This window comes from Anoxybacteroides voinovskiense, from assembly GCF_014196205.1.
In the GTDB taxonomy this organism is placed as follows: domain Bacteria; phylum Bacillota; class Bacilli; order Bacillales; family Anoxybacillaceae; genus Anoxybacteroides; species Anoxybacteroides voinovskiense.
The window spans coordinates 141,768-152,965 of record NZ_JACIDE010000008.1; the positions used below are offsets into that span (position 1 = coordinate 141,768).

Genomic DNA, 11,198 nt, shown 5'->3' on the forward strand with positions numbered 1-11,198 from the left:
CTCCTGAGCTATTTGTATATAACATTTTTAGCATACATAGCAGAGGATATTCCTTCATTAAAAGTGATTAAAAATTTTTAAAGCTGCTTCACATCTTTTGTTTGATAATCGTTTCCGAACATTCTAGTTGTTTCAGTGGCTCGGTCAAATCAACCACTTCTAACGCTAACCATACATCGATGCGGTCGTAAATCGTCCCTGAGATGCGCTGGCGGTATGTTTGGATTTGTTTCGGACTCATAGGCAATATCGCTTTTTTGACCCGAAATATCCGCACGGGCATGGATTCATCGCCCCGATCAAAATAAAATGTGCTGGATACGTCACCGTCGACGACACGCGGCTAATCGTGCATGAAGACGAGAAAAGGAAAGGAACGAGAGCTTTATTACTCTGATTCCTTCACGTTAACTGAAAATTTATACTACCTACTTTTCGGTTCGCAGTGCATAGGCACGCTACTCAACTACGCTTCCAATAGAAGAAAGTTTATGCTAGAATGTGAGATATTAAGATATTTTCCAAAAAAGGAGGATAATATATGAAAAAAATAAAAAAATTACTCACAGTTTCAGTATTAAGTGCAGGTATACTTATTTCACCGTTTCATGGTAGCAATGCGCAAGCAAAAGTTTTGTGGAATGGAATGGAGTTAGTAAACGGACAAATCGGCAGGGTAACCATTTTAAAAGACACCGAGCTTTATAAGCTACAAGGGGACAAAAAAGTTTACTCCAAAACATTAAAAGCAGGTAGTGTATACCGTATTTATACGTTTAAACCAGGCATGCTAGGTTTAGGGGGGGAATATTATGTAGATCGCGACGATCGAGTAAAATATGAAACTCCTTCAAAAACTAAATTGAATCAAGTAAAAATGGAGCAACTATTTAGAGGTGTAAAAATAGGCATGTCGCCTTCTCAAATTAAAAAACTAGAAACAGCAAAATTTTTGCAACAAGAAAATGCGGACGGCACGAAAACATTGGTCTATTCCACTTCTCTCTTCGGACATGATGCATTTCTAGTATATGGATTTAAAAATGAAAAGCTAGCCTTTTTCGGTTATTCTTTCGACCCAGAACAAAAGTATACGAGCGATCAATTAACAACAATATATAACAATCTAAAACAACAGCTAACCAATATATTCGAAAATCAGTATGAACAATCCGATTCTAATAAAGGGTATCCGCCTACACTCATCTTCCAGAAAGATCACCTTATTATTTCACTTTCCTATGATGCGGAGGGATTAGTGGTAACCGTTAGCAGCGCTAACTAAAGCAATGTACACGCCCTACTATATAGATACAACTGGGAAGTTTAACTTTATTTTTTTTGACTGTTGAGAAGCGAACAACTAGCCGCTTCCCAGACAAACGAATTTGTCTGAGAGCGGTGTTGTTCGGTCATCCGGTAGTCGAAAAGTGTTAAATTTTCAACGTGCATTTATATAGTTGTGACGTAAATTGTAAGATTTTTCTATCATCCTCGCCATTTCAACGACAGCTGCAACAAAAATACAAAAAAGAGAGCCACGCAACGACTCTCTGTTTCCATAAAACTTCGACAAACTTCCGATCGCAGTGCACAGGCACACTACCCTACCCCATATTCTTTTGTTTTTCTAATACGACATCAATTAAGTCATCCATTTCTTCTTTCTTCTCCGCTCGATACAAATCATCTAATAAGTGATGCAACAAATACAAATCAGTAATACGCTCTACTTTGTTTTGCATCGGTTTACTTTCCAAACCTAATCTTGCGCTTAAATATTTTTTTATTGCCTGCTGGCTTTCATTGATTCTTGCTCTTTCTTCCGCCATTTTAATCACCCGCGCCATGCTCAACACCTCCATTAGTTTTTCTACATATTCCTTATCAATAAACTTGTCGGACACCGCAATAATCGTTGCCAATAAACGTACTTGTTTTTCCTCATTTTTGATCCGTTTCGCAATTTCTACTGTTTCAATCGCTCGTTCGGAACGATTGAGGGAACTTCGCATTAATGGAAGAAAAATGAGATGCAGCTCATCTAGATCCGTAAGCTCTTCCCCATTCTCGACTTTCGTCCACAAACTTTGAATAGTGGCATCACCATTATATTTTTTCATCAGCACCGCTTGTGCCTCATATTGAACAGAACCGTAGCTTTTTTGTTCTAACACTTTTTCCACATCGGCTCCATAAATGACTACTGTCTTAATAGGCTTTTTATACCTTTCATATGCACTCACATCATATTGAAGAAATCGATCCAAATCTTTCTCATCAAACGTCGTTTGAAACTCAAGATGCAAATACGTATCATCTGCAAGCAAAAATAGAAAGTCCATTCTTCGATCATTAACCGCAATAGTCGGCAAATCCGTTGCTTCTACCCGAACAATCGGAGCAGTCCGAATCCCATAGAAATCCAGAACCTTTTCTTTAAATTGAGCAGTCATGTTACGGAATATGATATCATAGTTATTATATGCAATATCCGTTTGCTCGCTCATCATTACACTTCCTTTCCCTTTATTTTACTACAACTTTCTCATGAAATAAACATAGGCAGCCAATCACTCTCCCTATCTCCGCTCAACACCCTCCCTTCATATTCCTTTCTTGACGTCCTTCTTTTATTCTCCGAAACGCCATCGCTTTCCATAATGCTTCGTCGGTGATGCTGTCAACTCCCGCTAAATCGGCAATCGTTCGAGCGAGGCGAATGATTTTTGTTTGGACGCGGTTGCTCCAGTCGTATGTAGCCGCCCAATGTTGAAGCAGTTGCTGCTGCCTTTTCGTTAACGGACTTTTCGCAAGCAGTACGTCAATTGGCACGTGACCGTTTGTTATTTCTTCCCCATATCGTTCGTATTGCCTGAAACGTGCAGTCTCGACTCGGCTGCGAATCGTTTCCGAACTTTCTAGTCGTTTCGGCGTTTCGGTCAAATCAACCACTTCTAGCGATAACAATATATCGATGCGGTCGTAAATCGGCCCTGAGATGCGCTGGCGGTATGCTTGGATTTGTTTTGGGCTGCATAGACAATATCGCTTTTTTGAACCGAAATATCCGCATGGGCATGGATTCATCGCCCCGAGCAAAATAAAATGTGCTGGATACGTCACCGTTGAGGAAACACGACTAATCGTCACTTTTCCTGTTTCTAGCGGTTGTCGAAGCATATCGAGCGTTTTTTTCGTAAATTCCGCCATTTCGTCAAGAAATAATACCCCACGATGAGCAAGTGAAACTTCGCCGGGCTTCGGCTGTGTTCCTCCCCCAATCAACGCAACCGATGATGCAGAGTGATGCGGATGACGAAACGGTGGAGAGGAATCGTTTTTCGGTTCTCCTGCTAGTTGGTATAAACTAAGCACTTCCAACTGCGCTTCATGGGAAAGGCGCGGCAAAATCGTCGGAAACGTCTCGGCTAGCAAGCTTTTTCCGCACCCTGGCGGTCCGATCATTAACACATTATGTTCCCCTGCTGCGGCAACTTCAAGTGCATATTTGGCGTCTTCATGTCCGATGATATGTTCAAAATCACGATGAGTTTTTCGAGGTGGATCGACAGCTGAAGGAAGATGATTCATCGAAAATAACACTTGTTGACCTTGTAGACATTGCACCACTTGATCTAATGTTTGAACAAAAACACAATCAACATGCTGCAGGTGATAGAAGGGAAATGTGGGGTCATATGGGGCATATACTTGTTGAAATCCAAGTTTTTTGGCAGCTAAAATAGCTGGCAACATCCCATCTACTGGCTGAATCGTTCCGTCCAATGACAATGAACCTAAAAATGCGATATGTGATGGAATCGGTTGCTTGAGTTTTCCTTTTACTTTTAAAATGCCAATCGCCATTGCTAAATCAAACATCGGGCTTTGTTTTTTCCGCTCTGGCGGTGACAGATGTATGACAAGTTTTTGCTTCATCACATCGCACCCAAATGCATGCAATGCCGCAATGACTCGCTCCTTTGCTTCTTTCACCGATGTATCAGGCAATCCAACAATCACAACGGAAGGCATCCCCGGCAGTTCTTTCACTTCCACTTGCACGCGGTACCCTTCCATCCCGCGCAAACCGATGCTACAAACTTTCATTTTATTCCTCCTTGATTCACAAACTGTACATATGTTTTCTTTTTCTCGACAATGGTTCCTGAGAAATATTGGAGAAGTGCGTCGATGTTCATAAATGAAGGAATTGAGGTAGATTGGTGATAAAAGCGAAAACTGCTCCAGCGATAATGCTCGGGGAGATGCATCATACGTGCCTCGACAGGGTTGAGATGAATATAGCGACTGACCTCTAACATCCCTGCGTCATCGCCAATGATTTTACTGAAGTAACGCTTCTCAAACACATGACCGGTTAACCCGTAACGTGTATTATAATAGTTGGCATATCGTTTGTTAATAAGTGCCATCACTTTAGAAATGGATTCCTGTTGCGAACGGAGCTGCAAATGGAAATGATTCGTCATGAGGCAATACGAAGCGATTTCAAACGGAGTTTTTTCATGAAGCTGTTCGAGGATATGCAAAAAAGCAAGGAAATCATTCGCTTCTTTAAACAGCGGATCACGCCGATTTCCACGGCACACAATGTGGTAAAACAAACGCGGCACCCATATCCGCCTTGCTCGTCCCACACCTCTCACCCCTTTTGAAGGATTTTCACACATTTCTTCGACAAAAATAGCGAAACTCCTGCATGTTCAAAGGGTTTTTTTAAACAAAACAGGAACCATCCCTCGTTCCACTTGCCAAACCAACCATATCATTTGTATACTATAAACAGATATTTCATAAAATAAAAAAGCTGAGCGCCGCAAACGCTCAGCAAGCAACTACATGCCGCAAGAGGAGCGGCTGACCTTTAGCTGTGTAACAGATAAAAAGAAATAACCGTTTCGCACCTTTGGTCGAGGGGGACGGTTATTTCTTTTTGTTTATATAGACGACGATAGTGACCGTCAATGTTAGCATGCCGATGAACACTAAGCTGAATTGCGCAATAAGACTCAATGCTTCATACGTCGTCATATTCCCACCTCCCTCCATCAGGGAAGTGGTCAACCGCCCACCCTGCTTATGTAGTTGCTACGGAGATTGTAACATTTTTCTATCACTCTCGCAATTTCAACGACAGTTGCAACAAAAAACGCCACAGCACATCAACAAAAATGCAGAAAAAGAAACAGAGAGCCACTCAATGACTCTCTGTCTCTATCAGTCTTTGGCAAGCTTCGGGGCGTGACAGGCACGCTGCCAGCCGCTATCCCATTTCCATGAAGAATTTTTGTAAACGTTCCGCAGCCATTCGATATGCCTTTTCCTTATCACGAGGACCTATCGCAATTATTTCCATTCTTATCGGCTGTCCTTCAACCGGGCGATAAATAATTCTAATATTTAGTGACTTCGACTTAATCTTTGCAAAACCATGCAAGTCCCCATGTAGCGATTCAGCAACTCCATCCGGCTTAAATAGGGAACCTTGCTTTGCCCTTCTTAAAATTTCTAACAAAATGGTTTGTCTATGTCCTTTATTAATCGCTTTAATATCTTGCTTTACATCCTCAACAAACCTCAGTTCAACATTATATTTTTCTAAAATAAGCTCCTGCAAATCTTCAAGAGTTTTCACATCAATCTTCCTCTAATAATTTCATTAATTCGTCTACATTAATATCTGCTTCATCAAAAATATCTGATAAAGTTTGATTTACAGGTTTATTCTTACGTGCATATGCCTCTTCCATAACGATTTGATCAAGTGCTTCTTCTACAACTTCTTTTATTTGAAGCAACTGCTCAAAATAATCTATGTCAACAACTACAGCCAGTGCATCTTTCTTTTTTGCATTTTGAATAACAAATACTTCATCTGAGACTCCATTTGAAAAACGATCAAGTATCTCTGATAATTTTTTTGTTCTAGAAAGATCCGTAACACTTAAAACATTCGTCTTCAAAAAATTCAATGTGTTTGTATTGGCAATAGGATATTGTTCTTTTGTCAATGTATGAACACCCACTTTCCATCCTCCTTTCTTTAGTATATGCATTATTATCTATATTATACACATAAATTTACACAAAAAACAACACATTTATTACCTATATTCCATTTGTTAATACATTAATTCTTCACATTCCTAACATATTTTGGGGCGTGACTGTCCACCTATTCAATGGATGATTATGCACCACTAAAATCGACGCTACATTTGCGAAAATTGCCGACTTAAACACCTCCCTTGGATGCACAATGCTTGCATTCAAACTCCCAACGTGGCACACGTGGATGGCTGTCGGTTGATTTTTCGTGTCCAAACAAACGACGACAAACTTCTCCCGATCCGCATCCACCAGAAACGGCTTCAACAGCTTATACGCATCCTCTGGAGACTGAACTCGCCGCTCCCTGTACAACACACTCCCCTCCCGAACGAGCTTCAGGCTCACAATGTTCACGCGCTTTGCAGACTGCATTCTATTCCCTCCTAAAATAAAAATCGCCCCCATTCCTTGAGAGGAATGGAGGCATTCGTTCAAGGGTATAATATATGTTTCAAATCATGTTTGATGCAAAAAAAAAAACAGAGAGCCGTATGACTCTCTGTCTCTACCAATCTTCGACAATCTTCGGGGCGTGACTGTGACAGGCATGCAACCCACTTTTATTTTGCAATAAACATCTGTGAGCATTCATGCCATTCACCTTAGCAAGACTCTTTGCATTTTGAAAATCAGAAAGTGATTTCTCGAATAATAATTGTTTCAAGTTCTTTATCAAAACCTTGTTTTTCTCTTCGAAAAGACTTCTCAAAAGCATCAGGGTTTTTTATTAATTTCACTTTATCAAATATAAACAGGAAAAGATGATCGGCTTTATAATGAAATGAATCTGCGCCTAACTCTTCCGTCAATTTACGTTCAGTCATGTTTTCCCTTGTGCATTTAATCTCAATTACAATTCCATATTCATCTAGTATGATATCATATCTTACGGAAGCGTAACCAGCATCATCCACAACCTCAAATCTAGCATCTGGAAATATTGGTTTGATTAGCGAATATAGTATCCGCTGAACATCGTACTCATTTCCAATCTTAATCTTGTCTAAATCTTCCTTTTTGATCGTACCATTACCATGAACTTTATTTTGATACATTGCCTCAATGTGTTTATGAAAATTCTTTAAAATCTTTCGGATAATTGTTACAGCTATTGTTTTGTCTATATGATCCTCAGCACTTTTCTCTGGTAAGTATTTACCGGACTCAACGTCAGATTTTAATTTACTCAAAATATCTCTACTTTTTTGAAGAGCTTCTCCGACTTTACTAATAGTGTCCGCTCTCGAGAATTTATTTGGAACCACTTTCGTTTCAATCAGAAAATCTTTACTTATCAATGGTTTAGAAAAATTTTCACTCAACGTTCTCCTTACATCGTTCCTCCAAGCGTTAAAAGAGTCATAAACATCTTGCTTTTGCTCATAGAGGCTTATAAGTTTTTCGAGATCATCTATTCTTTCATTTATTTTTTTTATAACTATATCCGGCTCTTTTCGAATCATCGACATATAAATCCCCCTTCACGATCAATAAGTAGCCCATCTTAAAAAGAACAGGAACAGGGGATCTAGAATGAATATTTGATTATCTTTCCATTCAAAGACTTGATAAATAGGCTCACTAGAAAACATGATATCATGCAATTTTTGAAGAGAATCTCTAATCTTGTTCTTCTCGATTTTTTCCTTTGAATTAATTACTAGCAGCTGATCGATTCTCTCTTTCATTTCGTCCACTGACAGGCTAACAACAGGTGGATTTTGAGCAATTGCTTTTAATAAAATATGATAAATATCCGCTTTTTCTCCATTTTTTAATTGATATTTTTTTCTTTCTTGTCCCCTTGTGGATGGACCGGCCATTAACTTTTTCACCACTTCTTGATACGGTAAGTTAATAGTAGTGAACCGATAACTTTCTTCCAATTTTTTTTCGTCATTTATTTCCTTTATACTTTCATTTTCATCAATATTTAAAATAAGTGACAGATTCAAACAAATTGACTGCATTAGCTGTGGAGATGTAAGGCTTTCTAAAGCCATTTTCGAAGCCAATTCATCACTTATTTTGATGCCAAGCTGCTCAAAACCAGTAATCGCAATTTCCTTTAACTCATCTTCTTGCCATGGTTCGATATTAATTAAATTTAATCTGCCGCTCAAATCTGGATTTTTCCTAATGGCGTCATCCGCTCTATGAGGTAGTGATATAACCACAGCTTTAAATTCTCTTCTAATGGCATCTTTTAATTGATAAGCGATATCTAACTGCACCTCTTCAGGAGCATAATGGAAATCATCTAGAACTAACACAAGGTTACTTTTTTTAAAAAATTCAATCACCTTATCCTTGTTTGATCCATACTTTTCTCGAGTAGAAAATGATTTATCTTCTGGACTATTATCAGTGCCTTTTAGTACAGTCGTTTCTGAGTATTCTCCTTCAAGAGGCAAACCAACTTTATTTGCAACAACTTCCCAAAAGTCTTTTGCATTTTTAAAATCACTACCTGTTAAAGAAACCATATTTTGCGGTTCGATCACTTTCTCACATAAAACAGTCTTCCCTGTTTTAGATGGACCAATAATGGACGTTAAATATCCCGGTGTATTAAGAGCTTGCTTCAAACGTGTTTCATACGTAAAACCGAAACCCGAAGACTTTCTAGAAACGTATGTGTATTTCGGAAATGATCCCGGTTTGAACACTTCATTAGAACGAAGCTTTCTCAAACCATATCCCTCCTTTTCACACCTTTATATATCTTAATACTAATATTTTAACCTAATCATCACTAATTTTAAACATAATAATATAAAAAAAGACCTTTATAGACCTTTTTGTACTTTTCACGGCCTTTTTATTGATGTTAGTTTAGATTATAGACACAACGAATAGAGAAATGTATAGTAAATCTATCAATGATGAGGAGTGTCTATAATGACAAGACGTTTTGATAAAGAATTCAAAATACATGCCGTACAATTAGTGGTCGAGGAAGGAAAAGCGGTCGCTCAAACCGCAAGACAACTCGATATTTCGCCAAAAACTCTTCATAAATGGGTCGCAGATTATAAAAAAGATGCCGAACATAGTTTTGTCGGAAGTGGAAACCTCAAACCAGAAGATCAAGAAAAGCGCGAACTCCAAAAACGCATCAGTGACCTTGAGGAGGAAAACGCTATTTCAAAAAAGACCATGAGCATCTTCGCCAAAAACCAGAAATTCATACGCATAGAAAGGAGTTTCGCGTGGCGAAGATGTGTGAAGTCTTAGGCGTTTCAAGAAGTGGATACTATGCTTGGCTCAAACGGCCGGAGAGCCAACAAAAGAAAAGACTGGAAGCGCTGAAAAAGCAAATCAGATTCAAGCGAAACATGCGGCAGTCCAAAAATCACAAAAATCCTTCAGAAACAAGGGATCGAGGTATCTCAAAAAACGGTCGCCAGAATTATGAAAGATGGGAACATTCGTTCAAAAACAAAGAAAAAATATAAGACAACCACGAACTCGAAGCATCATTGGCCTGTGTACCCCAACTGATTGAATCAGCAGTTTGAAGTGAATGAGCCGAATCAAGTATGGGTGGCGGATATAACGTATATTTGGACGAAAGAAGGCTGGCTGTATTTAGCATCCATCATGGATTTGTTTTCTCGTAAAATTGTAGGATGGCATCTTTCCGAGCGCATGACAAAGGAGTTAGTGAGCAAAGCATTCCAACGAGCCATCCATCGGCGAAATCCTCAACCTGGTCTGATTCACCATTCGGATCAAGGGAGCCAGTATGCATCGAATGAATACCAAGCCATGTTGAGGCAATACTGTAAATTAGCACGTTATTTCGGAACAAAATGGCCATTTTTTTGCAAATTCAAACGGGTTTTTGCGCGTTAATCCAGCAAAAATCTGGAGTATTGTGCAAATTTCCTCCCTTCTCTTTACAGAAAAACCGTTTGGTGGCTTGACATGGAGCCTCTGCGGACATGTTTTCTAGCGAAAGGGGCGAGCAGGAGCCCTTGTTTCGCTAGGCAACTAGCCTAATATGTCCGCCACTCCATGTAAAGCCTGTGCTTCTGATTTTGTAAATATATTCCAATATGAAATAATTAGCTAATGTGCAAAACAAATAATTTGCAAATTTACAACATTCAATCCCGACAATTCTCCCTGCCTCGACGAGCCTTCTCGTCACGTCAATGTCTTCCCTTGACGGTGTCGGGTCGGTCGATGGATGATTGTGCGCCACTAACACCGACGCCGCGTTTGCCAAAATCGCCGACTTGAACACCTCGCGTGGATGAACAATGCTTGCATTCAAACTCCCGACATGGCAGACGTGGATGGCAGCCGGCAGCCGGCTGATTTTTCGTGTCCAAACAAACGACGACAAACACCTCCCGATCCGCATCGGCAAGAAACGGCTTCAACAACTGATACGCATCCTCCGGCGACTGAACGCGCCGCCCCCTGTACAACACACTCCCCTCCCGAACGAGCTTCAAGCTCACAATGTTCACGCGCTTTGCAGACTGCATACGACTCCCTCCTAAAATAAAAATCGCCCCTGTTCCAAAACGAAACAGAGGCGTTCAAAAGTATAATATATGTTTCAAATGCTGGTTGATGCGGAAAAAAAGAAACAGAGAGCCGTTCAGTAGCTCTCTGTCTCTACCAATCTTCGACAATCTTCGGGGCGTGACAGTGGAGTGAGCCTTTAAAAGTAGACATGTATAAATCGGGAAAAAGATGTCCATACAGAAGACAGGAAGGAGCCGATGAACATGTCGAAAAAACAAAGAACTTATAAAAGCTATTCTTCAGAATTGAAGCTGGAAGCCGTTCAAAGAGCCTTGGCGGGAGAGAGTGTAAAAGTCATTGCACATCATCTTGAGATTACAGATCCTGACTATATTTATAAATGGATAGATCAGTATGAAATGTACGGGGAAGTAGGACTAAAACGAAAAGTTAGAAATCATCCTGAAATGGACAAGGATTTTATTATACGAGCTTTTTGCGATGTTGGCTTTTTTCAAAAGAAATGGTACCATTCGATCATTTTCTTCCTATGCTCCTCTGCCGATTCCTCTTACATT

The 11,198-nt window shown here is 39.8% G+C and carries 14 protein-coding genes and 3 pseudogenes; 5 read left to right on the top strand and 12 right to left on the bottom strand.

Annotated elements, in window-relative coordinates; translation table 11 throughout:
• Positions 1–88: 88 nt before the first annotated feature.
• On the bottom strand, positions 89–241 hold the full coding sequence (locus GGR02_RS17830) for an ATP-binding protein (protein WP_373286611.1): 153 nt from the start codon (positions 239–241) through the stop codon (positions 89–91).
• Positions 238–339 carry an ATP-binding protein gene (locus tag GGR02_RS17835; protein ID WP_375782323.1) on the bottom strand — a complete coding sequence of 34 codons (102 nt, stop codon included), beginning with the start codon at positions 337–339 and terminating at the stop codon, positions 238–240. Before GGR02_RS17835 ends, GGR02_RS17830 begins: the two co-directional genes overlap by 4 nt.
• 202 nt (positions 340–541) lie before the next feature.
• On the opposite strand from GGR02_RS17835, the gene GGR02_RS07650 reads away from it, so the two are divergent.
• Positions 542–1,285, top strand: coding sequence for a hypothetical protein (locus tag GGR02_RS07650; protein WP_183184137.1), 744 nt, complete (start codon positions 542–544; stop codon positions 1,283–1,285).
• A gap of 322 nt (positions 1,286–1,607) precedes the next feature.
• Here GGR02_RS07650 and GGR02_RS07655 read toward each other — a convergent pair whose 3' ends face one another.
• The 9 genes and pseudogenes from GGR02_RS07655 to GGR02_RS07690 form a co-directional block, all read right to left on the bottom strand.
• Positions 1,608–2,510: an RpnC/YadD family protein gene (locus tag GGR02_RS07655; protein WP_229706114.1), complete on the bottom strand. Its 903-nt coding sequence runs from the start codon at positions 2,508–2,510 to the stop codon at positions 1,608–1,610.
• An 82-nt stretch (positions 2,511–2,592) separates the two neighbouring features.
• Complete coding sequence (locus GGR02_RS07660) at positions 2,593–4,113, bottom strand: YifB family Mg chelatase-like AAA ATPase (protein ID WP_183184139.1); 1,521 nt, start codon at positions 4,111–4,113, stop codon at positions 2,593–2,595.
• Positions 4,110–4,664, bottom strand: a complete 555-nt coding sequence (locus GGR02_RS07665; RefSeq protein WP_183184140.1) for a transposase — start codon at positions 4,662–4,664, stop codon at positions 4,110–4,112. The genes GGR02_RS07660 and GGR02_RS07665 overlap by 4 nt, the downstream gene beginning before the upstream one ends.
• Positions 4,665–4,950: 286 nt before the next feature.
• Positions 4,951–5,058 carry a putative holin-like toxin gene (locus GGR02_RS17285; protein ID WP_019418134.1) on the bottom strand — a complete coding sequence of 36 codons (108 nt, stop codon included), beginning with the start codon at positions 5,056–5,058 and terminating at the stop codon, positions 4,951–4,953.
• A 232-nt stretch (positions 5,059–5,290) separates the two neighbouring features.
• Positions 5,291–5,662, bottom strand: coding sequence for a type II toxin-antitoxin system RelE family toxin (locus GGR02_RS07670; RefSeq protein WP_183184141.1), 372 nt, complete (start codon positions 5,660–5,662; stop codon positions 5,291–5,293).
• Between the two features lies 1 nt (position 5,663).
• Positions 5,664–6,053: a hypothetical protein gene (locus tag GGR02_RS07675; protein ID WP_183184142.1), complete on the bottom strand. Its 390-nt coding sequence runs from the start codon at positions 6,051–6,053 to the stop codon at positions 5,664–5,666.
• A 157-nt stretch (positions 6,054–6,210) separates the two neighbouring features.
• Positions 6,211–6,543 (bottom strand): annotated as a pseudogene (locus tag GGR02_RS07680) (JAB domain-containing protein); the annotation flags it as partial.
• 224 nt (positions 6,544–6,767) lie between these two features.
• Positions 6,768–7,607 carry a PD-(D/E)XK nuclease domain-containing protein gene (locus GGR02_RS07685; RefSeq protein WP_183184144.1) on the bottom strand — a complete coding sequence of 280 codons (840 nt, stop codon included), beginning with the start codon at positions 7,605–7,607 and terminating at the stop codon, positions 6,768–6,770.
• Between the two features lie 18 nt (positions 7,608–7,625).
• On the bottom strand, positions 7,626–8,831 hold the full coding sequence (locus tag GGR02_RS07690) for an AAA family ATPase (protein WP_183184145.1): 1,206 nt from the start codon (positions 8,829–8,831) through the stop codon (positions 7,626–7,628).
• Positions 8,832–9,039: 208 nt separating this feature from the next.
• Between GGR02_RS07690 and GGR02_RS07695 the strand changes: the two genes are divergently transcribed.
• From GGR02_RS07695 to GGR02_RS07705, 3 genes and pseudogenes are all read left to right on the top strand, one after another.
• Complete coding sequence (locus GGR02_RS07695) at positions 9,040–9,375, top strand: transposase (RefSeq protein WP_183184146.1); 336 nt, start codon at positions 9,040–9,042, stop codon at positions 9,373–9,375.
• Between the two features lie 99 nt (positions 9,376–9,474).
• A pseudogene (locus GGR02_RS17840) lies at positions 9,475–9,642 on the top strand (IS3 family transposase); the annotation flags it as partial.
• A complete protein-coding gene (locus GGR02_RS07705; protein WP_260175002.1) occupies positions 9,643–9,996 on the top strand; it encodes a DDE-type integrase/transposase/recombinase in 354 nt (117 codons plus the stop codon).
• A 253-nt stretch (positions 9,997–10,249) separates the two neighbouring features.
• Here the strand turns inward: GGR02_RS07705 and GGR02_RS07710 are convergent.
• Positions 10,250–10,637 (bottom strand): annotated as a pseudogene (locus tag GGR02_RS07710) (JAB domain-containing protein); the annotation flags it as partial.
• Positions 10,638–10,883: 246 nt separating this feature from the next.
• Here GGR02_RS07710 and GGR02_RS07715 point away from each other — a divergent pair.
• Positions 10,884–11,198: helix-turn-helix domain-containing protein (locus GGR02_RS07715; protein ID WP_260175003.1), on the top strand; the 315-nt coding region annotated here is incomplete at its 3' end.